Here is a 26989-nt window from a genome sequence, read left to right as displayed (position 1 = left end):
GCTATTTCTTCGAGGATCTGGCCTTGATCTTCGGGACCGGGCCGGGCACCGACACGTAAACGGAGTTCCCGACCTTCCGCCGCGGCGACTGGTCGATGATCGACTCCCCGGGTGGGTCCGGGGAGGTGGCTTCCCGCTCGGGAGCGGCCGCATCGGTGGTCATGGCGTCAGCACCTTTCGCGTCGGGTACCTCTGCGGGGACGGTCTCACAGCGGCCTGGAAGAGTGGTCGAACGACACTCCGCGCTGTTCAGCGTACGCCGGTCGGCACCGGGGAAGTCGCGTTTCCCGCGGCCATTGTTACGGGGGGCATTTCCTGTCCGGAGAAAACGAAGCGGCCCCGGGGACGATACCCCGGGGCCGCCGCGCGTGCGATCAGAAGCCGTAGATCGTTTCGTAGACCTGCTGCTGGTTCGTCGCCACGAGGCCGTTGGCCCACAGCGAGTTCACCCGGCTGCGCTCGGCCGCGTTCGGCACCGCGTTGGTGCAGGACGGGCCGGGGCCGCCGCCCGACATCAGTTCCGAGCACGGGCCCGAGTAGTGGTCCGGCAGCCCGAGGGCGTGGCCGGTCTCGTGCGCCGCGATGCGGGTCGGGTTGTACTGGCGGGCCTGGGTGTAGTCGATGAAGATGGTGCCGCTGCCGTGCCCGTTGGTCGAGGCGTAGGAGCCGCGGGGGTCGTTGCCCTCGGTGTAGCGCAGGCTGGCGCCGGAGTTGCGCTCGACCAGCCTGACGTTGGTGACGCTGCGGTTCCAGTTGGCGGCACCGGCGTTGATGACCGACCGGAAGGTCGGCGCGCTGGCGGTGCTGTAGTAAACCGTCGTGACGGCGGCTTCCTGCTGGGTGGAGGCCGGCGCGGCGGACGCGGTGCCCGCGGCGATCGGCGTCACGGCCAAGGCCATGGCGACGGCGCCGGCCAGGGCGAACTTCCTCGACATCGGAAGACTCCTCGTGGGGGACGGAGAGATTTGCCGGATTTGCGCGCGCTGTCGAAAATTTACCGGCTGTTCGCCTCTCCCGGAGCCGACTTCCGTAGGGCGGTGAAACTGGTGATTTACCAACACTAATCGCGGGTTGACAAAGCCCCGGTCGTCAGGTCGAGCAACTGCTGTTCGAGTTCGCGGGCCGCGGTGACGTCGATGCCCGCGCCCCACAGCGGGGCCGTGCTCGCGCCGTCCGCGGCCGCGATCACCAAGGTGACCAGTGGGCCCGGGAGGCCGTCGGCGCTCAGGTCGGCGTTCCAGCGCTCGGCGTCCGCGCGGGCCAGCTCGGCGATCTCGGGGATCGAGATCAGCTGGGCGATCAGGGCGATGTTCTCGCGGATCGCGACCTCGTCGTACGAGGTGTCCAGCGACGCCCGGACGTACGCGCGCGTCAGCCTGCCCGGTGCCGTGTCTTCCGGGTCCAGCGCCGCGTGGACTTCGGCGCGGAAGGTTTCCAGCAGATCTTGCGCCAATGTGCGGACCAGCGCGTCCTTGGCGGGGAAGTGGTACAGCAGCCCGCCTTTCGACACCCCGGCCGCCTTCGCGATCTCGTCGAGCGACGCGGCGATCCCGCGCGTGCGGATGACGGTCCCGGCCGCGTCCAGCAGCGCCCGGCGCGTTTCTTCCGGGCCGCGCCCGGCTTTGCGAGGCATGGTCAGTCCTTTCCGGACGGAATCGTACGCCAGGCGATCACCGCGGCGACGGCGGTGACCGCGGCGGCCGCCAGCGACGTCACCTGCATGGCGCCGGTGAAGGCTTCGCGCGCGGCGTGGGCGAGGCCGGACGCCGGGTCGAGGGAGTTCGCCGCCGCCGCGAGGGAATCGCGGACCTCGGCCGGGACCGGGCCGTCCGGCAGGAAGGCGCGGTAGACCACGGTGACGAGCGACCCGAGGATCGCGATGCCCAGTGCCGCACCGAGTTCGTACGCCGTCTCGGAGATCGCGGACGCCGAGCCCGCCTTGTCGCGCGGCACGGCGGAGAGCACCGAGTCGACGGTGAGCGTCAGCGCGAGGCCGACGCCGAGCCCGACCGGGACGAGCGTCAGGCCGAGCCACCAGTACTGCGGCATCCGTTCGGCCACGGCGACCAGCGCCAGGCCCAGCGCGGCGACGGCCAGTGCCGCGGCGACGGCGCGTCCCCGGCCGAGCCGGCGGACGACCACGCCGACCGCGGCCACGACGACGATCGACGCGAGCGTCGCCGGCATTTCCGCGAAGCCGGCCTGCAGGGGCGAGAAGCCGCGGACCAGTTGCAGGTACTGGGAAAAGAAGAACAGCAGGCCCATCAGCGCGAAGACCGCGATGAAGCTGGCGAGGACGGCGCCGCTGAAGGCGCCGTTGCGGAACAGGGTGACGTCGATCAGCGGGTCGGCCGCGCGCTTCTGCCGTCGCACGAACAGGAAGCCGGCGGCGATCCCGACGACGGCGGCCACGGCGACCTGCGCGTCGATCCCGGTGCTGACGGCGTGCTTGACCGCGTAGACCAGCGGGACGATCGCGGCCATCGAGAGGGCGGCCGAGAGCACGTCGAAGCGGCCGGGGTTCGGGTCGCGCGACTCCGGCAGCAGGAACGCGCCCGCGACCAGGAAGACGACGACGATCGGCACGTTGATCAGGAACACCGAGCCCCACCAGAAGTGTTCGAGCAGCATCCCGCCGACGAGTGGGCCGAGCGCGATGCCGCCGCCGGACCCGGCCGACCAGATCGCGATGGCGCGGGTGCGCTCACGCGGGTCGGTGAACAGGGTGCGGATGAGGGAGAGCGTCGACGGCATGATCGTCGCGCCCGCGACGCCCAGCAGCAGCCGGGCGACGACGAGGACGCCGGCGGTGGGGGAGAAGGCCGCCAGTGCGGAGGCCAGCCCGAACGCGGCAGTGCCGAGGAGCAGCACCTTCTTGCGGCCGAAGCGGTCGGCCAGGTTGCCGGCGGTGACGAGCAGACCGGCCAGCGCGAGCGAGTAGACGTCGCCGATCCAGAGGACTTCGACGGCGCTCGGCGCGAGTTCGCGGGTGAGCGACGGGACGGCGAGGTAGAGCACCGTGCCGTCGACGGCGAGGAGGATGACCGCGCCGACCAGCACGGCCAAGGCTGCCCACCGGCGGCTTACAGCGGTGTTCCGGGAGTTCGGCGTAGTGAAGGTCATGGGCGTTACTATACCGTCTGGACGGTACAGTAACGCGGGTGAAGCCGATCACCGGCTTTTGTGGGCGCTGTTAGTTGCTTCGCGGGTTTTCGCTCAGTTCCTGGGCGAGGATGAGGTCGACGTGCACGGCGGCGTGCCCCAGGACCCGCCGCGCGGCGGCGACCGCGGTCAGGGTGACGAGCACGCCGGTCCCGACGAGCAGGCCGCCGACGGTGTCACCGGGGACGACGGCGGCGATGGAGGCGGCGAGCAGCATGGGCGGCCACCACCGCGAGGGGAGGGCGTGCCGCGGCCGCCGCACGACGGCTCGGGTGGGCTGCCGGTGCATCGCCATGGGTCGCCTCCGTCCGCCTGGGTTCTGAATCATGACTGACCGGCTCGTCCGGGTTACCGGGTATTCGCGGTCTGTACACGATCGCCCAAAATACCCGCCGAACGGCCCAATGGTGCCCTGCTGTGGGTGGTGGGGTCGCGGGTCGGCGTCACCACATCGGGGCTCGCAGTTCGGTCGATCAAGTGTTAGCCGGCGGCGCCTACGATGGAGGGTGGAGGTGGACATGACGGCGGAGGAGCTGATGGTCGAGTTCGCCTTGACGCGCTTGGACCACCCGGACCTGGACCTCGAGGACCTGGCGGCGCTGGTCGTGCGGCGGGGCGGGCTGGAGCGGGTGCTGGAGTTCGCGGCAGAGAACTTGGCGGAGCGGGGGGAGTTGCGAGGCGCGCCTTTCCCGACGGCGGTCGAGCACGTGCTGCGGGTGGTGCTCACGCTGCGGGGGCCGTCGGACTGACTTGCGGAGGTGGTTCACCCACTCGCCGGCTCGTTCCGGCTTGCAGAGGGTGACCGATCATTCTCCCTGGAGCGGACGGGTCGTTCTCTCGCGTCCATTTGCCGCCGCGAACTCGCCGGTAGAGGGTCGGCGACGGTCAGTCGAGGATGACCGATCATTCTCTCTGCAGCATGACTGGTCGTTCTCGCTCACCGAGGTTGCCGGAGCTGTCTCACCAGGTAGTGCCCTCGGCGGAGGTCGGCCGAGGGTGACCGATCATTCTTCCGGGATCGTGACCGGTCGTTCTCGCGCCGTGGACTCGTCGCATAGCTGCCTGCTGAGGCGGGCGGCTGAGGGTGACCGATCATTCTCCCCGCAACGTGACCGGTCGTTCTCCCGCTAACCCTCCCCAGCCACCCGGCGCAGGCCGCGCCGGTCGAACACCAGCTCCCGGGCCGTTCCCAGTGCCGTCGCGATTGCCCCCGCCAATACCGCGTCCTCGCCCAACTGGCCCGCCACGATCTCCGGCACCACCGGCACCGTCGCCGCGAGCGCCCGCCGCATCGGGGCGGCCAGCAAGTCCGCGTTCCCGCCGATCCCGCCGCCCAGCACGATCAACCGCGGGTCCAGCACCGCCGTCACCGCCGCGACCACGTAAGCCAGCTTCTCCGCTTCCTCCTCGACCACCCGCGAAGCCCGCGCGTCGCCGGCCCGAGCCAACCGGAACACATCCTTGGCCGACCGCACCGCCAACCCCGAAGACCGCGCCGCGTCCACGACGGCCTGTCCTGCCGCTGCGGTCTCCACCGGGCCCGGCCGGCGAGCCCCCACAGACGCACCGGCAGTCGCCCCCACGGAAGCCCCCACGGAAGTCCCCGCGGAAGCCCCGACAGAAGCCCCCGCGGCCGTCGGCAACGGATCGAACGGCAGGTCCGCGATCTCGCCCGCCGCCCCGTGGGCGCCGCGGAACAGGCGGCCCTCCACCAGCAACCCCATCCCGATGCCCGTCCCCACCGTCAAGCACACCAGCACGTCCACCCCCAGCGCCGCCCCGAGCGCGTGCTCGCCCACCGCGCACAGGTTCGCGTCGTTCTCCACCACGACGTCCGACCCCGCGCCGGCCAAAGCCGCCACCAGTTCGTGCAGCACTCCGCGCCGCTCCCAGCCCGGGAGGTTCGGCGCGCGGTGGACCGTCCCGGTGGCCGGGTCGGGGACACCCGGCGTGCCGACCACCGTCGCGACGACGTCGTGCGGCGCCAGCCCCGCCGACGCCACCGCCCGGTCGACGGATTCGCTCACCGTGCGCACCAAAGCGCTCGCGGACCGGTACCGGTTGGGCTCGTCGAGCCGCGCGACGATGCTGCCCTCCAGGTCCGCCACTGCGATCCGGATCGCGCGCCGTCCGATGTCGACGCCGACGACGTGCCCCGCGTCGGGCGCCGCCTGGTACACGACCGCCGCGCGGCCCGGGCCGGACAGGCTGCGGCCAGTGGTCCGGACCAGTCCGTGCTGCTCGAGGTCGAGGAGCGCCTGTCCCACCGTGGGTTTCGACAACCCCGTCTCGGCCGCGATCTGCGGCCGCGTCGCCTCGCCGTGCGTGCGCAGCCGGTCGAGCACGAGCCGCTGGTTCAGCGCCCGCATGCTCGCCGGAGTTCCGACCTGCGGCCCGTTTTGCCCCACTGGATCCTCCCGCGTTGCCGCAAGTTTATCGACGGAACTCTTTCGACCCCGCGCGTTCTATGTTAAGAAACTTTACTAACTACTAGCCGGAGGCACGTCGTGAGTTCACCCACTCGTTCAGGGGAGCCGCAGCCCGCCCTTGAACGCAAGATCGGCCCCCTGCAGGCCACCGCGATCAACATGACGCAGATGTGCGGGATCGGCCCGTTCGTCACGATCCCGGCCATGGTCGCCACGATGGGCGGCCCGCAGGCGATGTTCGGCTGGATCATCGGGGCGATCGTCGCGCTGGCCGACGGGCTGATCTGGGCCGAGCTCGGCGCCGCGATGCCGGGCGCCGGCGGCACCTACCTCTACCTGCGCGAGGCGTTCCAGTACCGCACCGGCCGCCTGATGCCGTTCCTGTTCGTGTGGAGCGCGGTGCTGTTCATCCCGCTGATCATGTCCACCGGCATCATCGGGCTCGTCCAGTACCTCGGCTACCTCATCCCCGGCGTCACCGACGACGCGGGCACGACACCGCTGGGCAAGATCATCGGCGTCGGCATCACGCTCGTCATCGTGGCCGCGCTGTTCCGCAAGATCGGCCAGATCGGCAAGCTCACGACGGTGCTGTTCGTGGTCATGCTGATCGCGGTGCTCACCACCGTCGTCGCCGCGTTCACGCACTTCAGCGGCGCACAGGCGTTCGCCTTCACCCCGGGCGCGTTCAGCTCGGCCGGCGAGGGCACGTTCTGGGGCGGCCTCGGCGCCGGCCTGATCATCGCGATCTACGACTACCTCGGCTACAACACGACGGCCTACCTCGGCGGCGAGGTCCGCAACCCGGGCCGGACGCTCCCGCGGTCGATCCTCTTCTCGATCGTCGGCATCATGAGCCTCTACTTCCTGCTGCAGGTCGGCGTCCTCGGCTCGGTTCCCCTCGAGGAGCTGAAGACGGCCACCTCGGTCGCCTCGACCGTCCTCGAGCAGGCGTGGGGCACCGCGACGGCGAAGGTCGTCACCGTCTTCATCGTCGTCGCGGCCGTCGGCTCGGTGTTCGCCGGCCTGCTCGGCGGCTCGCGCGTCCCCTTCGAAGCCGCGCGCGACAAGGTGTTCCTGCCGATGTTCGGCAAGCTGCACCCGAAGCTGAACCTGCCGACCGCCGGCGTGCTCACCATGGGCGCCATCACGATCATCGGCTCGCTGTTCACGCTGACCGACGTCATCAACGCGGCCGTCGCGACCCTGGTCATCATCCAGTCGCTGGCCCAGGTCGCGGCGATCGTGACGCTGCGCCGCCGCCAGCCGGACCTGAAGCGGCCCTACCGGCAGTGGCTCTACCCGGTGCCGACGCTGCTCGCGCTGGTCGGCTGGGTCTACATCTACGTTTCCGCGACCTGGCTGTCGATCGGCCTGTCGCTGGGCTGGATCGCCCTCGGCGCGATCGCGTACCTGGTCTACGCCAAGGCCGAGAACACCTGGCCGTTCGGACCCAAGGAGATCAAGGAGGCCTTCGCCTCCACCGACACCGAAGGGGCTCAGGCATGACGAAGAAGCTCGCGGCGCTCGCCGCGCTGCTGCTCGTGCCCGGCGTGCTCAGCGTCGCCGGACCCGCCGCCGCGCAGGACGCGCGGACCGAAGCGGCGAAGCCGCACGGCCTCACCACGATCGGGGCACAGGGCTGGCAGGTTCTGACGACCGCGAGCGTCAAGGACGGCGGAGACAAGGTCTCCACGCCCGGGTACGCCACCCGCGGCTGGCTGCCGGTCAAGCCGGACGACGCGGGCGCGCCCGGCACCGAGATCACCGCCCTGGTGCAGAACGGCAAGTGCCCGAACGTCTTCTACTCCGACAACATGCGCAAGTGCTTCGGGTACGTCGACAAGCTCGGCCCCGTCGTCACCAAGCCGTTCTCCGACCCGTGGTGGTACCGCACGGACTTCACCCCCGAGATCAAGGCCGGCCAGCACGCGAAGCTGACCATCCCGGGCATCGTCGGCGAGGGCGACGCCTGGGTGAACGGCAAGCTCGTCGCCACGAAGGACGTCGTGAGCGGCGCGTTCGCCGGGCACACCTTCGACGTCTCGAAACTGGTCAAGCCGGGCAAGAACACCCTTGCCATCAAGGTCTACCCCAACGACCCGCTCAAGATGTACACGCTCGACCAGGTCGACTGGGGCCAGATCCCGCCGGACAACAACACCGGCATCCAGTTCCCGCCGACGCTGCAGGTGGGTGACGCGCTCACCGGCGACAACGCGCACGTCGTGCAGGACAACGCCCCCGACCTGTCCAGCTCGAAACTGACGGTGAAGGTCGACGTCACCAACAACGCGGCCACGTCGCAGACCGGCGACGTCGCCGCCACGATCACGCCGCCCTCGGGCGCGCCGATCGTGGTCAAGCAGCGCGTGACGATCCCGGCGAACACCAAGCGGACCGTCGCGTTCGCGCCGGTGAAGATCGGCAAGCCGCGGGTCTGGTGGCCGTACTCGATGGGCGACCAGCCGCTCTACACGCTGAGCACCGCGGTCTCGCAGGGTGGCGTGCTGTCGACGTCGTCGAAGAGCACCTTCGGCATCCGCACGGTCACCTCGCGCCTGGTCGGCAAGTCCGCGCCGCTGCCCGAGGGCGCACGGCAGTTCACCATCAACGGCAAGGACTTCGTGTTCCGCGGCGGCGGTTTCGCGCCGGACCTGTTCCTGCGCTACGACAAGGCCGACACCGCGCACCAGATCGCGCTGATCAAGAACATGGGCCTCTCCGGCGTCCGCCTCGAGGGCCACGACATGCCGCAGGACTTCTACGACCAGGCCGACCGCGCCGGGCTGCTCGTCATCGGCGGGTTCCTCTGCTGCGACGCGTGGCAGCCCGAGGACGCCTCGACGCTGACCGAGCGCGACTACCGGATCATGCACGACTCCGCGTACACCATCGCGCAGATGGAGCGGAACCACCCGAGCGTCTTCAACTACGGCTGGAGCGACAACGAACCGGTGCCGCGTCAGGAGTCCGAAACGCTGAAAGCGTTCAAGGAAGCCGACTTCCAGGTGCCGGTGATCGCCTCGGCGGAGTACAAGAGCACCCCGACGCTCGGGCAGTCGGGGGAGAAGGAAGGCCCGTACGACTGGGTTCCGCCGTCGTACTGGTACGACACCTCGCACTTCGACGCTTCCGACGACAGCCGTACCAACGCGGGCGGGTCGTGGGGCTTCGCGAGCGAGCAGAGCGCCGGGCACACCGTCCCGACGCTGGACTCGATCAAGCGGTTCCTGTCGCCCGCCGAGCAGGCGAAGCTCTGGCAGGACCCGGAATACAACCAGTACCACGCCAACTTCGAGCCGGGCCACGGCGGCTACGCGTTCGGCACGCTGTACACCTTGGACCAGTCGATCTTGCAGCGGTACGGCAAGTGGAACTCCCTGAAGTCCTATGTGGACCTGGCGAACATCGCGAACTACGAGAACACCCGCTCGCAGTTCGAGGCGTTCCTGCACCACTCGACGGACAAGGACAACCCGTCGACGGGTGTCGTCTACTGGCAGCTGAACAAGGGCTGGCCGACGCTGCTGTGGTCGCTCTACAACGACGACGGCGACCAGGCCGGCGCGTTCTTCGGCGCCAAGAAGGCGAACAAGCCGCTGCACGCGATCTACGGCTACGACAACGGGTCCGTCACGCTGGACAACCTCGGCGCGGCCACGCAGTCCGGTCTTTCGGTGCAGGCACGGGTGATCGACACCGCGGGCAAGGTCCTCGACGACCAGACCGCCGGCGGGATCTCCTTGGGGAGCCAGGGCGTCAAGACCGGCGTGCTGAAGCCGAAGGTGCCCGCCGAGACGAAGGCGCCCGCGAAGGCGCAGGTGTACTTCGTCGAGCTGCAGGTGAAGCAGGGCGGGAAGGTCGTCGACCGCAACGTCTACTGGCTCTCGACGCAGAAGGACGTCGTCGACTGGGACAAGACGCTGGGCAACCCGCAGGCGACGCTCTCGCAGTACAGCAACCTGCAGGCCCTGCAGAACCTGCCGAAGTCGCAGGTCAGCGCCGTGGCGTCGACGCGGTTCAGCAACGGCGACCTCGTCTCCACGGTGACCGTGACCAACACGGCGAAGACGCCGGGGGCGGCGTTCTTCCTGCGGGCCGACGTCCGCCGCGGCACGCCGGACGGACGTGAGGCACCGGGCGACAACCAGCTCGCGAACGCGACCTGGGACGACAACGACATCACGCTGTGGCCGGGGCAGTCGCAGACGCTGACCGTCACCTACAAGGCGTCCGACCTGCGGGGCGCCGCGCCGGTGATCAGCGTCGACGGGTTGAACACGGGCCGGATCGTGGTCCGGGGGACAGGAGGGGCTGCGGAGTGAGCGGGGGAAAAATTCTCGGGATCGACTTCGGCGGCACGAAGGTGGCGCTGGGGCTCGCCGACCACGACGGGACCCTGCTGGCCACGCGCCGGCTGGACACCGACGCGCAGGCGGGGGCCGAGCAGGTGGTGGTGCGGGCGCTGGCCGGGGCGCGATCGCTCCTGGCCGACGCGGGTGCCGTGCCGACCGCCATCGGTGTCGTCAGCCCGGGGATCGTGCTGCCGGACCGCATCCTGCTCGCGCCGAACGTCCCGGGCTGGGAGGAGCTGCACCTGGCCGAGCTGGTCGCGGCCGAGTTCCCGGACGTGCCGATTTCGGTGGGCACGGACGCGAAGGCGGCGGCGCTGGCGGAGTGGCGCTGGGGTGCGCTGGAGGGAGCGGACCCGGCGGTGTTCCTGTCGCTGGGCACAGGCATCGCGGCGGCGGTGCTGGTCGGCGGGCGGTTGCTGACCGGCGCCAACGGAGCTGCGGGCGAGATCGGGTACAACCTGCTTTCGCCGCAGGACACCGAGGGTTTCGCGAGCGGAGCGGCGCCGCTCGAGGAAGCCGTCGGTGGGCGTGGGCTGGGCGGCCGGGCGAGCGAACTGCTCGGCCGCCCGGTCACCGCGGGCGAGCTGTTCGCGCTGGCCAAGGAGAACGTCGAGGCGAAGGAACTGGTGACGGCGGCCCTGGACGAGCTGTCGATGCACGTGGCCAACCTGGCGATCGCGCTGGACCCGCAGCGCATCGCGGTCGGCGGCGGCCTGGTGCGCTCGGCGGACGTGCTGCTGCCGGCACTGGCCGACCGGCTGGCGCACGCGGTGCCGTTCCCGCCGGAGCTGGTGTCGGCCCGGTTCGACCAGGACGCGGCGCTGCTGGGCGCGGTGGCGCTGGCGCTGGGCGGGTAGGCGTCCGGGTGGTGTGCCGGTGCCCCGACCCGGCACACCACCCGGCATCAAGCCTGCGCTTCGGCCATCTCGCGCTCGGTGCGGTCGAACGCCGCGGGAGACAGGGTGAACCACACGAGCACCGCGCTCACTCCCTGGATCACCGCCGCCATCACCCACACCGCGCGCAGACCCCAGTGCGCCGCCACGAAACCGCCCGTCAGCGCACCCAGCGGCGTCAACCCCCAGGCCAGCGCCCGGTGGCTCGTCAGTACCCGGCCGAGCAGCGGCGCCGGCGTGAAGCGCTGGCGGCTCGACTGCGAACACACGTTCCAGATCAGCACCGTCGCCGTCAGCAGCACCAGGACGCCGCCGACCAGCGGGGGCCACGGCGGGACCAAAGCGATCAGCAGGTTCGTCACCACGCCGAAGCTCTGCCCGAACCGCATCGACCACGAGTAGCCGATCCGGTCGACCACCTTCTGCACCACGAACGACGACGCGATCCAGCCGAACGCCAGGCACGCGAGCAGCAGGCCGTAGCCGACCGAGCCGACGTGCAGCTCCTGCGTCGCGTACAGCACGAACATCGAGTTGCCGGCGCTGGCGGCGAACGAGCCGAGGGCGACGTTGAGCGTGATCGACCGCAGCAGCGGCGTCCGCACGAGGTGCCGCAGCCCGGCCGACAGGTCCCGCAGCGGATGGGTCCGCGCGATGGTCCGCGACTCGGACGGGATGCGCCGCGCCATGAGCAGGGCGGCCAGCGCGCAACCGGCGGCCAGCCACGCGGGCGCTCCGGCGCTGGCGACGATCACGAACCCCGTCAGCGGCGGCACGATGAACTGCACGACACCCCGGTCGATCACCGTGAGCCGCGCGTTGGCGTGCGCGAGCCGGTCCGGCGGGACGAGTTCGGGCACCAGCGCGCCGCTCGCGCCATCGCCCAGCACCTGCGCGGACGTGACGACGAACGCGACCACCAGCAGCACCGGCAAGCTGAGCAGCCCGGCGGAGGCGACGGCGGCGAGCACGACAGCGGCGGCGACCTGCACGGCGTAGGCCCACGCGAGCACGGCGGTCCGCCGCACCCGGTCGATGAGCACGCCGGCGAAGAGGGAAAGCAGCAGCCACGGCGCCTGCCCGGCGACGTTGACCAGCGACACCTCGCGCGGATCGGTGGTGACGGAGACCGCGAGCAACGGCAGCGCGGCGAGCATCAGCCCTTCGGCGGACGAACCGGACACCGCGACCGCCTGCAGCCGCACCCACCTGTTGGTCACGCGCGAAACCCCATGATCGGCATGATGCCGAAAGGTCGTTCGCAGTTCAAACGATTTAAGCTCACACCGTGACGAAGCTGCAGCTCACCGTTCCTTCCCCGCTCGTCGAGCTGAGACATTCCGAATGCGGCGTGCGCGTCTTCCTCAAGCGCGACGACCTGATCCACCCCGAGCTGCCCGGCAACAAGTGGCGCAAGCTCAAGCACAACCTCTCCGACGCGGCCGGCGCCACCCGCCTGCTGACCTTCGGCGGCGCCTACTCCAACCACCTGCTCGCCACCGCCGCGGCCGGGCACCACTTCGGCTTCGAGACGATCGGCGTCGTCCGGGGCGAGGAACACCTGCCGCTCAACGACACGCTGCGGGCGGCGGCTGGCCACGGCATGACGCTCACCTACCTCGATCGCACGGCGTACCGCGCGAAAACCGATCCCGACGTCCTCGCCGCGCTGCGGCGCGAGTGGAGCGAGTTCTTCCTGATCCCGGAAGGCGGGGCGAACGCGGCGGGCGTCCGGGGCTGCGCCGAGCTGGTCGCCGAGATCGACCGGCCGTTCGACGTCGTCACCTGCGCGGTCGGCACGGGCGCGACGCTCGCCGGGATCGCCGCCGGGCTCGGGCCCGGGCAGCGCGCGATCGGATTTTCCGCTTTGAAAGGCGACTTCCCGAGCGCCGACGTGGCCCGGTTCCAGCGCGAGGCGTTCGGGCGCGAACTGGGGGAGTGGTCGGTGGAGACCGGCTACCACTTCGGGGGCTTCGCGCGGCGGACCCGCGAACTCGACGGGTTCATCGACGAGTTCGAGCGGTGCCACGGCATCCGGCTCGAGTGGGTCTACGAAGCCAAGATGATGTTCGGCCTGCGCGACCGCATCCGCGCCGGGGAGTTCCCGCCGGGCACGACGATCGTCGCCGTCATCGCCGGGTAGCGGTCACCGGCGCACGCGGGTGGACTCGCGGACGACCAGCTCCGGGGTGAACACCACGGCCCGGCGGTCGACCGTCGTGTCGGCGGTTTCCGCCAGCAGCAGCTCCGCCGCCGTGCGGCCGAGGCGCTGGGCCGGCTGGCGGACCGACGTCAGCGGGACCGCCGCCGCGCCCGCGAACTCGATGTCGTCGTAGCCGATGATCGCCATCTCGTCCGGGACGCGGACGCCCGCGCCGACCATCGCCTGCAGCACGCCCAGTGCGAGGAGGTCGTTGGCGCAGAACACCGCCGTCGGGCGGGGGATCGTGCCCAGGAGGCGGGCGCCCGCGTCCCGGCCCGAGGCCACGTCGAGGCCGATCGCCTCCAGCACCGTCAGCTCCACCGACGCGCCCGTCAGCGCCGTGCGCAGGCCCTGTTCGCGGTCGCGGCACTGGGCGAGGATCGCCGGGCCGTTGACGAACGCGATGCGGTGGTGGCCGGTCTCCAGGAGGTGGCGGGCCGCGAGCGCGCCGCCCGCGATGTCGTCGACAGCCACCGAGCTCGCCTCCGACGTCGGCGCCTTGCGGTCGACGAACACGTACGGCGTGCCGCTGCGGCGGAACGCGCGCAGCGCCTCGCTCGACGCCCCGACCGGGCTCAGCAGCACGCCGCGGACCCGCTGCTCGGCGAACATGGCCAGGTACGACGCTTCGAGGTCGGATCGCTGGCCGCTGTTGCAGGTGATGATGTTGAGGCCTTCGGCGTGCGCGGCCTGCTCGGCACCGCGGGCGACGTCGACGAAGAAGGGGTTGCCGAGGTCGAGCACGAGCAGCCCCATGATCCGGCTGCGGCCGGCGCGCAGCTGCCGGGCCGACTCGTCGCGGACGTAGCCGAGCTCCTCGATGACCGACAGCACCCGGTTCCGGGTGGCCGCGGCGACCACGTGCGGCCGGTTGACCACATTGGACACCGTGCCGATCGAGACGCCGGCCCGCTTCGCGACGTCCTTGATGCCGACCACCGCACCCCCTCGCTGAGAAGGCGTGAGCCTACCACGGTACTGAAACGTTTCAGAACGTCGGTTTCCCACCGTAAGTCGCATGATCGCGGTACTAGGCTTCCCCGCGGTGTGCCTGCCGCTGGGAGGAGTCCGGGTGCGGATCTTCACGATCGTCCTGTCACTGGTGCTGACGTGGGTGCTCTCCGGGGCGGTCGCCTCGGCGGACCCCGTGCTCGAACACGACACCGACGACCCGGTGACGGCCGCGCCCGCGGTGACCCGGCCGGACACCGCGCACTGCACGGTCACCCTCGCCGACGCCTTCCGCTCCAACACCGCCGACGGCACGCCCCAGTACTACGAAGGCACGCTCGCGCCGCCGAAGGCGTGCCCCGGCCCGTGGGCCAAGGTCGTCATGGACCAGACCGTCACCGTCAGCGGCCGCCAGTACGACCGGATCGGCGACCTGCGGATCGGCGGCACCGAAGTCTGGTGGGGGACCACGGAGGAGCCCAGCGGCGAGGGCACCCGGCCGATCACCTACCACTTCGACAAGGACCTCACGCCGTACACCGCGCTCCTGCGCACGCCGCAGCCGTTCCACGGCGGCATCGAGAACTACAACTCGCCGGTCTACACCGGTGTGTACGCCCAGACCGTGACGCTCACTTACTACCAGGCCGACCGCAAGCACCCCGCGCCCGAGACGCCCGACCACGTGGCCGGGTTCGGGCACGCCGACGCCACCCCGGCGGCGCCCACCGTCCACTTCAGCGCGAAGGACCTGCCGCGCAACATCACCCGCGCCTACCTCGAGGTCACCCTCGAAGGCCACGCCTGCGACGAGCAGTGGTTCGACGACGTCCCGGACGAAGTGAGCGCGAAGTACCCGGCCGCCGGGCTCTGCGGCAAGGGCCCGTACCGCGAAGCGAACTTCGCGCTCGACGGGACGCCCGCCGGCAGCGCGTTCACCTTCCCGCACATCTACTCCGGCGGGATCGTGCCGCAGCTGTGGCGGCCGATCGTCGCGATCGACACCTTCAGCCTGCACGCCGAAACGTACGACATCACGCCGTTCGCGGGCCGGCTCGTGGACGGCGCGGTGCACGACCTCTCCTTCTCCTTCCCGGACATCGGCGGCGAGTTCACCGTCGTCCCGACGCTAATGCTCTACACCGACAAAAACGCCGCGCGTACCTCTGGCGCCCTGGTCCAGCACGACGTCGCCGCCGCGCCGGCGCGCCAGACGACCGTGAAGGACATCAAGGACGGCGTGAACGTGACGGTGACGGCGAAGCGCCACGACGTGACCGCCGGCTACGTCGACACCTCCGCCGGCCGCGTGTACACCCGCGTCGAGCGCACCCGCGACTACCGCAACAGCGACGACGTCACCGGCGGCGGCTTCACCCAGCACGTCGTGCAGGGCGACTCGGGCCAGCAGACTTCGACGTCCACTGTGGACGGCCGAGTGCGCGCGGCGAACCGGCACACCTGGTCCTACCCGCTGACCACCGACGCCACCGCGAACATCACCGACGACCAGAACCTGCGGATCTCCGGCGCGGCGCAGATGACGCAGACCCTCGGCGACCTCACCGGCGACGGCCGGCACTGGCGGCCGGTCCGCGCGTCGACGGAGTGGCTGAGCTCGTCCGGCGTGCTGGCGCGGACGAACGGCGTCAACACGGAGGCGGACGGCCGCTCGCGCACGTCGTACGCGGGCACCGACGACCTCGGCCGGCCGTACTTCCACTACGTCGCGAGCGAGCACGGGCGGATCACCGAGAACCGGGAGCTCCCGCCGCGGAGGTGAGTCCGGTCTCGCCCCGCCTCACCCGATCGGGCTAGTGCGGTACTGTCGGGTTCATGGGGAGTCTCCGCTCACGGGTCCTGGGCTGGGTCGGGCGCCGGTACCTCGCGCGCCAGTCGAAAAAAGGCTTCGACCTCGAAAAGATGTCGGCCATCCTGCCGGACTCGGCGCTGGAGCCGCTCCGGCGCGAGGGCCTCGACCCGGTGCCCGCGATGGCCGAGCGCCGCGCCGAAGCCCCGATCAGCAAGCTCGACCTGCCGTTCGGGATGAACGCGTGGCTGGTCACGGGGTACGACGAGGCGAAGGCGGTGCTCGGCAAGGCGACCGGGTTCTCCAGCGACTTCGGCAACCTCGTCGGCAACGCCGGTGTGACCGCGGACCAGAACCCGGGCGGCCTCGGCTTCGCGGACCCGCCGGTGCACACGCGGCTGCGGAAGCTGCTGACGCCGGAGTTCACCATGCGGCGGCTGAGCAGGCTGACGCCGCGCATCGACGAGATCGTCGCCGAGCAGCTCGACGCGATGGCCAAGACCGAGGGCCCGGTCGACCTGTGGCAGGCGTTCGCGCTGCCGATCCCGTCGCTGACGATCTGCGAGCTGCTGGGCGTGTCCTACGAGGACCGTGAGGACTTCCAGCGGCTGAGCACCGCCCGGTTCGACCTGTTCGGCGGCGCGGGCGCGTCGCTCGGCGCGATGTCGGAGTCGCTGACCTACCTGCTCGACATCGTGAAGAAGCAGCGCGAGGAGCCCGGCGACGGGCTACTGGGCATGCTGATCAAGGAGCACGGCGACGAGATCGACGACCGCGAGCTGGCCGGTCTCGCCGACGGCGTGCTCACCGGCGGCCTGGAGACGACGGCCAGCATGCTCGCGCTCGGCGCGCTGGTGCTGCTGCGCGACGAGAAGGCGTTCGACGCGGTCCGCGGTGACGAGCAGTCGGTGCACCGGTTCGTCGAGGAGCTGCTGCGGTACCTGACGGTCGTCCAGATGGCGTTCCCGCGGTTCGCCAAGGAGGACATGGAGATCGCGGGCGTGCGGATCGGCGAGGGCGACATCGTGCTGGTGTCCCTGTCGGCGGCCGACCGCGACCCGAAGCTGGGCGCGGACATCGAGAAGTTCGACGCGACCCGCGAGCCGACGTCGCACCTGGCGTTCAGCTACGGGATCCACCGCTGCATCGGCGCGGAGCTGGCCCGCATGGAGCTGCGCACGGCGTACCCGGCGCTGGTCAAGCGGTTCCCGAACCTGCGGCTGGCGGTGCCGGCCGAAGACCTGGCGTTCCGCAAGGTGTCCATTGTGTACGGCCTGGACGAGCTGCCGGTCCTGGTGGACTGAGGGCTCAGTGCGGAATGGCCCGCCGCGGCCGCCGTTCGACGCGGTCCCGGTGGGCTTCGATGACCATGGCGACGTCGACGGCGGTCTCCGTGCCGGCGAGTTCGCCGAGGTACCCGACGCTCTGGGCGAGGATCGCCAGGTCGACGGTGAAGTAGACGCCCATCAGCGGGTTCACGAAGAGCTCGCTGCCGGCGGTGCGCGCGGTGAACCGGGTGTCGCCGAACTCGCCGCGCAGTGCGGCGGCGATCTGCCCGTGCACGATGCTCGGCCGATCCGGGGTGGCGCGCTGGGCATCGGCGACGGCGTCGAGGTAGGCCTCGGCTTCCGGTGACCGCGAGGGGATGGACAGGGCCCCGAGGTACCCGCCGTCCCGATCGAGGGCGGCGAGGTTCTCGAGGACGTGGGCGTGGCAGACGCCATGGAAGGCGTCGATGCCGAAGCCGAGACTGACGACGAGCCGGTCAACGCCGTCGAGGGCGGCGACGGCGGCAAGGCTGGTCATGTCTTCTTCAGGCGTACCGAGGCCGGCTTCGTCGCCGCGCAACAGGATGTCGGTGCCCCCGTCGACGAGCACGACGGCATCGACATCGAGGTGGGCAACGAGGTCTCGGTAGCCGTCGAGCACCGGCCGAACCCCGGTGCGGGGGAAGGCGTAGACGGTGGACGGCAGACCACGGGAGTCGAGCCACCGGGCGAGGGTCCGTTCGGGGAAGTAGGCGTCATCGCCGGAGCTGGACGGGCGTACGGCGGCGACCCCGGGGGAGAGCCAGTCGTCGAGATCAAGCCGGTCGAGGTCGCTGAAGGCCAGGTTGGCGAGGTGGACCTCTTTGCCTTGCGAGCGAAGAGCAAAGGCGAGGGGAAGCCCGGCGTAGACATCGAAGCCGCCACCGGCCCCGGCAACGAGAACACGCCGAGCGGAACGAAGCCGGGTGAAGAGTGGCGGCTCGAAGAGGGAGTGCACGAAGTCATCTTACGGGGCCACCGGAAGTCCTTTTTGGACTGACCGCCCCCGGAAAACCGTCAATTCACCCCGCGAGGCCGAAACTGAACCGAGATCCGAGGCCCGACAGCCTTGGCGGTCTTGGGAATCGAATGCTCCCAGGTCCGTTGGCAACTCCCGCCCATGACGAGCAGATCCCCATGCCCGAGAGGTCGAGCCAACGTCTTTCCGCCACCGCCCCGAGGCCGCAGCGCCAGGTTCCGCGCCGCCCCCACGGACAGAATCGCGACCATGGTGTCCTCGCGGGCCCCTCGCCCGATCCGGTCACCATGCCAGGCCACGCTGTCCCGGCCGTCGCGGTAGTAGCACAGCCCGGCCGTCCGGAACGGCTCCCGCAACTCCCGCAGGTAGTGCCGGCTCAACGCGTCCCGCGCGGCGGCCAGCACCGGGTGGGGGAGCGGCACGTTCTCCCGGTAGTAGCTCAGCAGCCGCGGCACGGCGACGACGCGGTCGTACATCTTCCGCTTCTCGGCCTGCCACGGCACGCCCTCGACCAGCGCCGCGAACAGCTCGTCGGCGCCCTCGAGCCAGCCGGGGTGGATGTCCACCCACGCGCCCGAGCCGAGGTCGGTCCGCTCGGGCGCGAGGGGGCGCAGCGCGATCGACCCCTGGGTGTCGAACAGTGAGGACTGGAGACCCGGGTTCATGGGTTCCACCCTACACCAAGATCGAACACCTGTTCTAGTGAATCACGTCGTAGACGAGCTTCTGGATCCCGTTGCCGTAGGTCTCGCTCTCGACGACCTTCAGGCTCTGCTTGTCCTTGTCGGTCGCGCTGAACAGCCGCTTCCCCGCGCCGAGCAGGACCGGGAAGACCAGCAGGTGGTAGCGGTCGATCAGGCCCGCGTCGGCCAGCGCGCGGTTCAGGGTGGCGCTGCCGTGGACGGTGATCGGCCCGCCGTCGGTCTCCTTGAGCGCAGCGACGTCGTCGAGCGAGCGCAGGACGGTGATCTCGCCCCAGTTCGACACCAGGTCGCGGTCGGACAGCGTCGTCGAGACGACGTACTTCGGCATCGCGTTGTAGCCGGGGAACTCCTCGGTCATGCCCGGCCACACCGGCGCGAACGCCTCGTAGCTGACCCGGCCCATCATCATCGCCGCGGATTCGCCCTGCTCGCGGCCCTTGAGCTCGTAGGCGGCCGGGTCGAACTCGATGTCCTTGAAGGTCCAGCCGGCGTTGCGGTAGCCGGGCTCGCCGCCGGGGGCTTCGACGACGCCGTCGAGCGAGACGAAGGCGGTGGCGATCAGGGTGCGCATGGGTGCTCCTCGGTGGTCGTTCCGTGCTCTCACGAGTCTGTCGAACGGCCGCGGCCGTTTTCGACACCCGTTTCGAGAAAACCTTCAGGGTCTTGTCCGCGACGGTCCGGCCTCGTACAGTCGTGCTCACGCCGGGTAAAGGTCTGAACCTTTGTCCGCCACCGCCGCCTCGAACGACAGGAGGTCGGACGGTGCGCAAACTTCGCGGCGCGGGCGTGCTCGCGGCGGTCGCGACGGGGCTCGCGGTACTCACCCCGGTCGCCGGCGCCCAGGTCGGGACCGGTCCGTGGATTTCGGACTCGCCGGGGTACTCGGAGCAGGAGCGGGGGTGCGGCGACGTCTCCGGGCTCACGTTCAAGCTGACCTGCTCCACGGCCAGCGGTGACCAGCGAGCGGAACGCCGCTACACCACCTACAGCGGTGGAACCCACCAATTCGAGGGTTCGTTCAAGATCACGAGCATGTCGGGCTCCCGGATCAGCCTCAAGCAGACGTTCCGGGACGGCTCCAGCGCCGGCCCGTACTTCCTGCTGGCGGTCGAGAAGGGCGGCCGCATGTACGCGGTGGAGGGCGGCGCGACCCTGGGCAGCGGCGCGACGGTCGGCACGTCGGTGCGGGTGAACACGATCAACCAGGTCGGCAGCTCGCACAAGGTGTACCTGAACGGCTCGCTGAAGCAGACGATCTCGAGCCCGGGCGGAAGTTACTACGACAAGTTCGGCAGCTACCGCACGAGCAGCGGCGCCGGGCCGATCACGGTGCAGTGGAGCGGCATCAAGTTCTGGCACAAGTAGGGTAGATAGGGCCTGACCTGCTGTTATGTGGCTTCTGATGGCGTCAGGCCGTCGCTAGGCCGTCTCGGGATTTTCAAGCCGTGCCGCCGCGGTGTGGCGCGGTTTGAAAATCCCGTCGGCTGCCTCTCGCGCCCGGCGATGACTTGACGGGACGAGGTGGGTATAGATCCGGAGCGTGCAACCCGGATCGTGGTACTCGGCCGGCTCCTTGACCGACACTCCGGATGCCAAGGCGATCGAGGCGTAGAAGTGCCGCATGCCGTGCATCCCGTTCCGCCGTGGTGTGTAGGCGAGCCCGGCCGCGGCGTAGGCGTGAAGGCGATCGAGCGGGGGGAACCTCGCCTACCCGCCCACGCCATCCGAGTGCGGGGCCATGCGACTGGATTTGGCCTGGTTTCGTTCCTGCGGTCGGACTGGGCGGTGGGTGTGCTGCGGGCGACGCTGCGCTTCGCGGACATCCCCTACGTCCCGAAGCCGCGCCGGCAGGCCAAGCCCGCTCGCCGGCGTCGGACCTAGTTCGAGGTGGCGGGGTGGCTGCCACGAACGCGACGTCTGAACAGCGCGTTCGTCCAGGTGACCGGCGGCAAGCGGAATCGTCGTCGTGTCCGGCCGCGTTGCCGTCGTGAGCGGGAGGCGGGCGTGGTGGTGGCCTGTCGGCGCGGGACCGAGACCGCGCTGTGTGCCGTGGCGTTGCGGTGGGTGATGAACCTTCCGGCCGGGTACCCGTGGGACGGCCGCTGCCGACCGGCTCAAGATCGATTAAGGTGGGCTGCGCCTGGGGGCCGCTGCGATGAGGAGCGACCCATGCCGACCTTGACCGAATTGCCCTGCTGGACGATCCGCACGTCCGGGGACGAGGTGACGTTCACCCACGTCGCGGCCCCGCGCGAACGCCAGGTTCACGACGCGCCGCGCGTGTGGGGCGGCCGCGGCCTGGCGCTGCACGAACACGACGTCGAAGCGTTCGCGAAGGCGCTGGGCGAGGTGATGAAGCTCCCGGCCTACTGGCGAGCCAGGGCTGGTCGTGGGGCTCCGGGTGAGTCGGTCTGGTCCGAGCCCCGCCACGACCCCGACGACGGCTTCGTCTATATCAACGGGCCGTGCCGCTCGGTCGGGGACCATGCCGGCTACCGGCCGACCGGAGAGTTCACGTTCGACCTGGCCGCCGTCCGCGAGCTGCGGGTGCGGTTCGCCGCCTACCTGCACGACCAGTGGTCCTGATCGGTCACTGGAGCTCGCGTTTGAGGACCTTGCCGGTGGAGGTCATGGGGAACTCGACCCCGACCACGGTGAGCACCCGGAAACCTCGCTCGCCGGCCAGCCGCGGTCGATGAGTTCTGCGAGCATCCGAAGCTCCCGCTCCCGGCCGATGAGCACCATCACCGGACCGCACGGCCGGCCGCCGCCCCTACGGCTTCGGTCACCCGACTGTCACCGACGGGCGGATCGGTGACCGCTGCCGGGCATCCAGGATCCGGCAGCGGCTTGCGCCGCCGAAATGGAAGTGTCGCGGTGATCCCGTTCCACGACGGCCCGGAGCTGCCGGTGCGCACTCGGGCGATTGCCGTCAGGTAGCCCGGCGACGAGAATTCGCACGCCACGTCGTAGGCGTGCGCTGCCCGCTCGTCCGAGCCCGTGAACACCCTGGGCCGGTCCCTGGTGATGCATCGACCAGGGGTTCTCACGGGCGCGATCCGCGTGTGGACACGGCCACGCTGACGGGCGTACCGAATCCCTCGTGAAAGGCAGGGTGCGACATGACCACGCTCGAGCAGCAAGCCGACCATGCGATCCGACCGTTCACCGTACGCTTCCGCCGGGAAGCGCTCGACCAGCTGCGCCGTCGCCTGGAGGCGACACGCTGGCCGACCCCGGAACTGGTCGGCGACCGCTCGCAAGGGGTGCAGCTGGCCACGATGCGAGCTCTGCACCGTTACTGGGAGAACGAGTACGACCTGCGGCGAGTCGAATCCCGGCTCAACGCGTTGCCGCAGTTCACGACCGAGATCGACGGAGTGGAGATCCACTTCGTGCACGTCAAGTCGAAGCACCGGGACGCGCTGCCCCTGATCATGACCCATGGCTGGCCGGGATCGGTCATCGAGATGCTCGACTCCGTCGGCCCGCTGACCGACCCGACTGCGCACGGCGGCGACGCGGCGGACGCGTTCCACCTCGTGCTGCCGTCCCTGCCCGGGTACGGCTTCTCGGCGGAGCCGGCCGAGGTCGGCTGGGACCTCGTACGCACCGCTCGCGCGTGGGCCGAGCTGATGCGTCGGCTCGGCTACGACCGCTACGTGGCTCAGGGCGGCGACGTCGGGGCCGGCGTCACCGACGCGATCGGACGACTGGGCCCGCCGGGGCTGGCCGGCATCCACACCAACCTGCTCGTGCCCGCGCTCAACGACCCTTCGGTGCTGCCGGACCACACCGAGGAGGAACGCGCGGCGCTCGCCGCGATCAAGGAGTTCCAGACCACCGGCAACGGCTACTTCGTGGAGATGGCCACCCGGCCGCAGACCATCGGGTACGCGCTGCTGGACTCCCCGTCCGCGCTCGCCGCCTGGATGATCGACCACGACACCGACGCCTACTACAAGATCGCCGGCGCGTTCGTCGACGGCAAGCCGTCCGGCAACCTCACCCGCGACCACGTTCTGGACAACATCACCGCCTACTGGCTGACCGGCACCGGCGCGTCCACCGCTCGAAGCTATTGGGAGGCCTACGGATCCGATGCTCCGACCGCGGGCAGCCCACCGCTTCCGGCGCCGCGGGTTCCGGTCGGCTTCAGCACGTTCCCCGGCGAGATCTGGCGGACTCCGCGCAGCTGGGCCGAAGCGTCGTATCCCACGCTCAGCTATTTCGGGGTCGCCGCTCGGGGCGGTCACTTCGCCGCTTGGGAAGAGCCGGAGCTGTTCGCGGCCGAGCTTCGAGCCGCGTTCCGAGCACTGCGATAGGAGGGGAGAGCCATGTTCACACCTACAAGACGGCAGCTGCTGCAGGGCGGAATCGCTGCCGGCCTCACCGTCGCGATGGCGAGTGCGTTCGGCGACTCCCCGGCGTACGCATCGCCGGCCGGGATCCATCCGTTCCGGGTCGCGGTCCCGCACCGGCAGCTGGCCGACCTGCGCGACCGGGTCGCCGCGACGCGCTGGCCGTCACGAGAACTCGTCGCCGACCGCACGCAGGGCGTGCAACTGGCGGCCGCGCAAGCACTCGCCCGCTTCTGGACCACCCGGTACGACTGGCGCCGCTTCGAGGCGAAGATCAACGCGCTCCCGCAGTTCACGACCGAGATCGACGGCGTCGACATCCACTTCGTCCACGTGCGCTCACGGCATGCCGGCGCGCTGCCGCTCATCATGACCCACGGCTGGCCGGGCTCCTTCGTGGAGCTGCTCGAGACCGTCGGACCGCTCACGAACCCGACCGCGTACGGCGGCACTGCCGCCGATGCGTTCCACCTCGTGCTGCCGTCGATTCCCGGCTACGGCTTCTCCGGCCAGCCGACGGGACTCGGCTGGGACACGAGCCGGACCGCGCGCGCCTGGGTCGAGCTGATGCGCCGCCTGGGCTACCCCTGCTACGTCGCCCAAGGCGGCGACGTCGGCGCCGCCGTCACCGACAACCTGGGTCGGCTGGCACCCGCTGGGCTCCTCGGCATCCACCTGAACCTGCTGGTCACCGCATTGCGCAGCACGGCAGGCCTGCCCAAGAACACCGATGAGGAGAAGGCCGCGGACGCCGCGCTCGAAGTGTTCGGCGCCACCGGTCGCGGTTACCTGGTCGAGCAGTCCACCCGGCCCGAGACGATCGGCTACGCGCTGCTGGATTCTCCCGTCGCGCTGGCGGCGTGGATGCTCGACCACGACACCGACAGCTACCACAAGATCGCCCGCGCCTTCCTGGGCGAGGCGCCGTCGGGCAACCTCACCCGGGAGCACATCCTCGACAACATCACGTTGTACTGGCTCACCGGCACGGGTGTCTCGGCCGCCCGCGCGTATTGGGAAAACGCTCACGCCGGCGGCGGCCAGACCCCGCCGCCGGTGACCGTGCCGGTCGCCTTCAGCGCCTTCCCGGGCGAAATCTTCCAGGCGCCGCGCAGTTGGGTGCAGTCCTCGTACCCGACGCTCTCCTCCTACCACCAGCCGGACCGAGGCGGACACTTCGCCGCTTGGGAGGAGCCCGGCCTGTTCACCGCCGAGCTCCGCGCCGCCTTCCGCGCTCTGCGCTGAGGAGAACCAGTCCGGCGCGGCCGCGTGCGCGTCAGCCCTTGATCGTGTCGCGGCCGCGCCGGACCGGCTCAGGCGGTTCTCCGGCTCGATGGACGAGATCCACTGGCCGCCGCTCTCGATCAGGTCAAGGCCCGGTCAACCGCCGGTGCGACGCCGGCGCCGCTGCGCCGCGTCGACGACGTCCGGCCAGATGAGGCCCAGCGCATCCGGCAGGGCCGCGGTCTGGAACTGGTGCGGTGCAACGGTGGTGAGCAGGTCGGTGGTCTCCGGCTCATGGTCGCGAGCTCGCCGGAGAATCGGAGCATCGGCACCGGAGTACGCGCGAATTCCGGTCAGGAAGAGCAGGTTGGCGACGATCAGCCACTGGTCGTCGACGCCGGTCGGATCGGGGCCGTGGCGATCGTCGGAAGGATCAGGCGCAATGAACCGAACCTGCCCCACGCCGGTGAATTCGCACGCTGCCGCGCACATCACGCACGGGTGGTGGGAGCTCCACAGCGTGGTTGTGGACAGATCCGCATCGACGGAGATGCGGGCCAGCGCGTTCATCTCCGCGTGGGCGATCGGGTTACCCTGCAAGGGGTCGTCACCACCGGGCGGGTCATACGCCCGATTGCGGCCTTCGGCGACCACGTCACCCCCAGGGCCGAGCACCACGGCGCCGACCGGCAGGCCGCCGGCGAGCAAAGACCGATGCGCGAGCTCCAGGCTCCGGGTGATGCCCACCCCGGCGTCGTGCCATGTGGCGTTCGAATCCCCAGTCACCGCGCCATCATGGCACGATCGCGACGCCCTCATGTCGAATCGCGGACGTCGTCGGAACTTCGGGGCGCTTCACGGAGAATGCGCCAGCACGCGTAAAGGCACGCGCCCGCAGCGGGGGCGCCTCCCAGCAGGGTGGCCGCTATGCCGAGTGCCGTGGTCTGCCCGGCCGTGTACAACGGCATCTGCACCGCCGTCGCGATTCCGCACTTCAGCACGAACACCGCCGTGCACAGCTGGTAGCGCCGCCGTTGCCGCGGATCGTGCCGCCAGCCGGACCGGTCGCGGCGCACCGCCCCGACCACCACCCCGACCAGCGGCCACCGCACCACCATCGACAGCAAGAACACCGCCCCCTGGGCGGCTTGGATCAGCACGGCCGGGAGGTAGAAGTTGATGGCCTGCCCGGTACTCCCCGCGAGCAACGCGGACGCACCGACGACGACCAGCCCGATCGCCGCGGACCAGAAGCGCCGGTCGGTCGCCATCCGCACGGCCGCGAGCACCGCCACGCCACCCACCGCGATCAGGGCGGCGGTCCACACCTGCCCGGTCACCAGGTAAGCGACCAGGAACACCACCCGCGACGCGACGCTCTCGGCGACCGTGCGCCAGCCACCCACCGCGCCGAACAGCGAGAGCGACTTGTCGGTCAGCACCTTCAGGCTCATGCGCTCGCCTTCGCCTCGGCGGACGGGAAACTGGTGCGGCGCATCGTTTCCTCGTAGCCGCCGATCGCGTCGAGCAGGCCGAGCCGGCCAAGGTTCGCCTCGGCCAGTGCTTCGCAGAGGCGGTGGGCGTCGCGCATCGCGAGGTTGGCGCCGAAGCCCGGGGCGAGGTGGACGGCGTCGCCGATGAGGGTCACCGCGGTGGCGGGCCAGGCGGGCATCGGCGGGATCGTCCCTATCCTCAGCGCGGTCGTGACGTCCGGCCACGCCGCGGCGACGACGGCCCGCAGGGCCGGGTGCAGGCCGCGAGCCAGTTCCCGGGCGCGGTGCCACGCCCCGGCCGCACCGATTTGCTCACGTCTGACGGGCAAGGCCCACATCACGTAGTCCTCGGCGTCGTCGGCCACCCGCGAACACAAGGCGGGCAGCAGTTCCTCCGCGCGGCCACCGGCTGCCGGGTGAACCGCAGCACGCCCAGCGCCATCGTCGTGCCGCCCGTCCGCACGCCGGCCGGACTGTCGCCGATCAGCTGCGGCAAACCGGTACCGGTCACGGCACTCAGCGGTGTCGCACCCGTGATCATGCGCCGTCCGGTGTCGACGACCCGCACGTCCGGCAGGTACCGGCGGCGGACGGCCGACCCGATGCCGTCCGCGCCGACCACCACGTCCGCCGTTTCCGTGCGGCCGTCGGCGAAGAACACCCGGACGGTGCCGTCGGGGCGTTGCTCGAACCGCGTGAACTGCGACCCGAACCTGACGACGTCGGCCAGGCCGGTCAGCAGCACCGCCCGCAGCAGCGGCCGGTGGACCTGCCGGCCGGGGCGGGCCTCCGACGGCCGGGTGCCGGCGACGGTGAGCTCTCCGTCCACATCGGACAGCGCCAGGGTCTGCTCGCGCGGTCCGCCCGCGGTCGCCTCCACCATGGCGACGTGCGCCGCGGGCAGGCAGCCGCGCAGCGCCGTCATGCCCCGGTCGTCGACGTGCAGGCTCACGCCTTGCGGACGGCCACGCACGCCGTCCCGCTCGTGCACCGCGACGTCGATCCCTCGCCGGCGCAGCCCGTGGGCCAGCGTCAGCCCGCCCGGCCCGGCGCCGATCACGATCACCTTCATCCCCGCCACCTTTTCTTCACCGCCTGGTGAAGAACACGCT

26 protein-coding genes are annotated in these 26989 nt (G+C 70.5%); 11 read left to right on the top strand and 15 right to left on the bottom strand.

All coding sequences use genetic code 11. From position 1 onward, the window contains the following. Nucleotide 1: 1 nt before the first annotated feature. The 5 genes from ACIQWX_RS25410 to ACIQWX_RS25390 all read right to left on the bottom strand — a co-directional run bounded on the left by ACIQWX_RS25410 (nucleotide 2) and on the right by ACIQWX_RS25390 (nucleotide 3457). Nucleotides 2-163: a hypothetical protein gene (locus ACIQWX_RS25410; RefSeq protein ID WP_400875693.1), complete on the bottom strand. Its 162-nt coding sequence runs from the start codon at nucleotides 161-163 to the stop codon at nucleotides 2-4. A gap of 211 nt (nucleotides 164-374) precedes the next feature. Next, complete coding sequence (locus ACIQWX_RS25405) at nucleotides 375-935, bottom strand: snapalysin family zinc-dependent metalloprotease (RefSeq protein ID WP_400875690.1); 561 nt, start codon at nucleotides 933-935, stop codon at nucleotides 375-377. Nucleotides 936-1060: 125 nt separating this feature from the next. Next, the gene (locus ACIQWX_RS25400) at nucleotides 1061-1633 is read right to left on the bottom strand and encodes a TetR/AcrR family transcriptional regulator (RefSeq protein WP_400875687.1); all 573 of its coding nucleotides are present in this window, start codon (nucleotides 1631-1633) and stop codon (nucleotides 1061-1063) included. A 2-nt stretch (nucleotides 1634-1635) separates the two neighbouring features. Beyond that, nucleotides 1636-3123 carry an MFS transporter gene (locus ACIQWX_RS25395; protein WP_400875684.1) on the bottom strand — a complete coding sequence of 496 codons (1488 nt, stop codon included), beginning with the start codon at nucleotides 3121-3123 and terminating at the stop codon, nucleotides 1636-1638. A gap of 70 nt (nucleotides 3124-3193) precedes the next feature. Further along, entirely contained in the window at nucleotides 3194-3457 is a 264-nt protein-coding gene (locus ACIQWX_RS25390) for a hypothetical protein (protein WP_400875681.1), read from the bottom strand. A 223-nt stretch (nucleotides 3458-3680) separates the two neighbouring features. Between ACIQWX_RS25390 and ACIQWX_RS25385 the strand changes: the two genes are divergently transcribed. Further along, nucleotides 3681-3911 carry a hypothetical protein gene (locus tag ACIQWX_RS25385; RefSeq protein WP_400875679.1) on the top strand — a complete coding sequence of 77 codons (231 nt, stop codon included), beginning with the start codon at nucleotides 3681-3683 and terminating at the stop codon, nucleotides 3909-3911. Between the two features lie 378 nt (nucleotides 3912-4289). Here the strand turns inward: ACIQWX_RS25385 and ACIQWX_RS25380 are convergent, their stop codons facing one another. Then, nucleotides 4290-5531 carry an ROK family protein gene (locus ACIQWX_RS25380; RefSeq protein WP_400875916.1) on the bottom strand — a complete coding sequence of 414 codons (1242 nt, stop codon included), beginning with the start codon at nucleotides 5529-5531 and terminating at the stop codon, nucleotides 4290-4292. 138 nt (nucleotides 5532-5669) lie between these two features. On the opposite strand from ACIQWX_RS25380, the gene ACIQWX_RS25375 reads away from it, so the two are divergent. The 3 genes from ACIQWX_RS25375 to ACIQWX_RS25365 are packed head-to-tail and all read left to right on the top strand — an operon-like array spanning nucleotide 5670 to nucleotide 10806. Beyond that, nucleotides 5670-7100 (top strand): APC family permease, encoded by a 1431-nt coding sequence (locus ACIQWX_RS25375; protein ID WP_400875676.1) that lies wholly within the window; start codon nucleotides 5670-5672, stop codon nucleotides 7098-7100. Beyond that, nucleotides 7097-9919, top strand: a complete 2823-nt coding sequence (locus tag ACIQWX_RS25370; RefSeq protein WP_400875673.1) for a glycosyl hydrolase 2 galactose-binding domain-containing protein — start codon at nucleotides 7097-7099, stop codon at nucleotides 9917-9919. Before ACIQWX_RS25375 ends, ACIQWX_RS25370 begins: the two co-directional genes overlap by 4 nt. Next, nucleotides 9916-10806, top strand: coding sequence for an ROK family protein (locus tag ACIQWX_RS25365; RefSeq protein ID WP_400875670.1), 891 nt, complete (start codon nucleotides 9916-9918; stop codon nucleotides 10804-10806). Before ACIQWX_RS25370 ends, ACIQWX_RS25365 begins: the two co-directional genes overlap by 4 nt. 47 nt (nucleotides 10807-10853) lie before the next feature. Here the strand turns inward: ACIQWX_RS25365 and ACIQWX_RS25360 are convergent, their stop codons facing one another. Then, nucleotides 10854-12065, bottom strand: coding sequence for an MFS transporter (locus ACIQWX_RS25360; RefSeq protein ID WP_400875667.1), 1212 nt, complete (start codon nucleotides 12063-12065; stop codon nucleotides 10854-10856). Nucleotides 12066-12133: 68 nt separating this feature from the next. Between ACIQWX_RS25360 and ACIQWX_RS25355 the strand changes: the two genes are divergently transcribed. Further along, entirely contained in the window at nucleotides 12134-12988 is an 855-nt protein-coding gene (locus ACIQWX_RS25355; protein WP_400875665.1) for a 1-aminocyclopropane-1-carboxylate deaminase/D-cysteine desulfhydrase, read from the top strand. Nucleotides 12989-12991: 3 nt separating this feature from the next. On the opposite strand, the gene ACIQWX_RS25350 is transcribed toward ACIQWX_RS25355, so the two are convergent. Beyond that, on the bottom strand, nucleotides 12992-13987 hold the full coding sequence (locus ACIQWX_RS25350) for a LacI family DNA-binding transcriptional regulator (RefSeq protein ID WP_400875662.1): 996 nt from the start codon (nucleotides 13985-13987) through the stop codon (nucleotides 12992-12994). Between the two features lie 133 nt (nucleotides 13988-14120). Between ACIQWX_RS25350 and ACIQWX_RS25345 the strand changes: the two genes are divergently transcribed. Together ACIQWX_RS25345 and ACIQWX_RS25340 are read left to right on the top strand one after the other, a co-directional pair. Then, entirely contained in the window at nucleotides 14121-15782 is a 1662-nt protein-coding gene (locus ACIQWX_RS25345) for a peptide-N4-asparagine amidase (RefSeq protein ID WP_400875914.1), read from the top strand. A gap of 53 nt (nucleotides 15783-15835) precedes the next feature. After that, nucleotides 15836-17113: a cytochrome P450 gene (locus ACIQWX_RS25340; RefSeq protein WP_400875659.1), complete on the top strand. Its 1278-nt coding sequence runs from the start codon at nucleotides 15836-15838 to the stop codon at nucleotides 17111-17113. Nucleotides 17114-17117: 4 nt separating this feature from the next. Here the strand turns inward: ACIQWX_RS25340 and ACIQWX_RS25335 are convergent, their stop codons facing one another. From ACIQWX_RS25335 to ACIQWX_RS25325, 3 genes are read right to left on the bottom strand one after another with little or no spacing between them, the layout of a single operon-like run. Further along, complete coding sequence (locus ACIQWX_RS25335; protein WP_400875656.1) at nucleotides 17118-18074, bottom strand: DUF1152 domain-containing protein; 957 nt, start codon at nucleotides 18072-18074, stop codon at nucleotides 17118-17120. A 59-nt stretch (nucleotides 18075-18133) separates the two neighbouring features. After that, on the bottom strand, nucleotides 18134-18760 hold the full coding sequence (locus ACIQWX_RS25330; RefSeq protein WP_400875653.1) for an alpha-ketoglutarate-dependent dioxygenase AlkB: 627 nt from the start codon (nucleotides 18758-18760) through the stop codon (nucleotides 18134-18136). Between the two features lie 34 nt (nucleotides 18761-18794). Next, complete coding sequence (locus ACIQWX_RS25325; RefSeq protein ID WP_400875650.1) at nucleotides 18795-19370, bottom strand: dihydrofolate reductase family protein; 576 nt, start codon at nucleotides 19368-19370, stop codon at nucleotides 18795-18797. Nucleotides 19371-19585: 215 nt separating this feature from the next. Here ACIQWX_RS25325 and ACIQWX_RS25320 point away from each other — a divergent pair, with 215 nt between their 5' ends. The 4 genes from ACIQWX_RS25320 to ACIQWX_RS25305 all read left to right on the top strand — a co-directional run bounded on the left by ACIQWX_RS25320 (nucleotide 19586) and on the right by ACIQWX_RS25305 (nucleotide 24405). Continuing rightward, nucleotides 19586-20164 carry a hypothetical protein gene (locus ACIQWX_RS25320; RefSeq protein ID WP_400875911.1) on the top strand — a complete coding sequence of 193 codons (579 nt, stop codon included), beginning with the start codon at nucleotides 19586-19588 and terminating at the stop codon, nucleotides 20162-20164. Between the two features lie 804 nt (nucleotides 20165-20968). Continuing rightward, nucleotides 20969-21385 (top strand): hypothetical protein, encoded by a 417-nt coding sequence (locus tag ACIQWX_RS25315; RefSeq protein ID WP_400875647.1) that lies wholly within the window; start codon nucleotides 20969-20971, stop codon nucleotides 21383-21385. A gap of 536 nt (nucleotides 21386-21921) precedes the next feature. Beyond that, on the top strand, nucleotides 21922-23124 hold the full coding sequence (locus ACIQWX_RS25310) for an epoxide hydrolase family protein (protein WP_400875644.1): 1203 nt from the start codon (nucleotides 21922-21924) through the stop codon (nucleotides 23122-23124). A 12-nt stretch (nucleotides 23125-23136) separates the two neighbouring features. Next, entirely contained in the window at nucleotides 23137-24405 is a 1269-nt protein-coding gene (locus ACIQWX_RS25305; protein ID WP_400875641.1) for an epoxide hydrolase family protein, read from the top strand. Nucleotides 24406-24540: 135 nt separating this feature from the next. Here ACIQWX_RS25305 and ACIQWX_RS25300 read toward each other — a convergent pair whose 3' ends face one another. From ACIQWX_RS25300 to ACIQWX_RS25285, 4 genes are read right to left on the bottom strand one after another with little or no spacing between them, the layout of a single operon-like run. Further along, nucleotides 24541-25170, bottom strand: a complete 630-nt coding sequence (locus tag ACIQWX_RS25300) for a nucleoside deaminase (protein WP_400875638.1) — start codon at nucleotides 25168-25170, stop codon at nucleotides 24541-24543. A gap of 29 nt (nucleotides 25171-25199) precedes the next feature. Continuing rightward, on the bottom strand, nucleotides 25200-25838 hold the full coding sequence (locus tag ACIQWX_RS25295) for a DUF3159 domain-containing protein (protein ID WP_400875636.1): 639 nt from the start codon (nucleotides 25836-25838) through the stop codon (nucleotides 25200-25202). Continuing rightward, complete coding sequence (locus ACIQWX_RS25290) at nucleotides 25835-26242, bottom strand: FAD-dependent oxidoreductase (protein ID WP_400875633.1); 408 nt, start codon at nucleotides 26240-26242, stop codon at nucleotides 25835-25837. Before ACIQWX_RS25290 ends, ACIQWX_RS25295 begins: the two co-directional genes overlap by 4 nt. Further along, nucleotides 26215-26949: an FAD-dependent oxidoreductase gene (locus tag ACIQWX_RS25285; protein WP_400875630.1), complete on the bottom strand. Its 735-nt coding sequence runs from the start codon at nucleotides 26947-26949 to the stop codon at nucleotides 26215-26217. The genes ACIQWX_RS25290 and ACIQWX_RS25285 overlap by 28 nt, the downstream gene beginning before the upstream one ends. Between the last annotated feature and the right edge of the window lie 40 nt (nucleotides 26950-26989).

This window comes from Amycolatopsis sp. NPDC098790, from assembly GCF_044759945.1.
Classification (GTDB): Bacteria; Actinomycetota; Actinomycetes; order Mycobacteriales; family Pseudonocardiaceae; genus Amycolatopsis.
The sequence above is the reverse complement of the archived record's forward strand: the minus strand, read 5'-3'. Positions and strand labels throughout refer to the sequence as shown.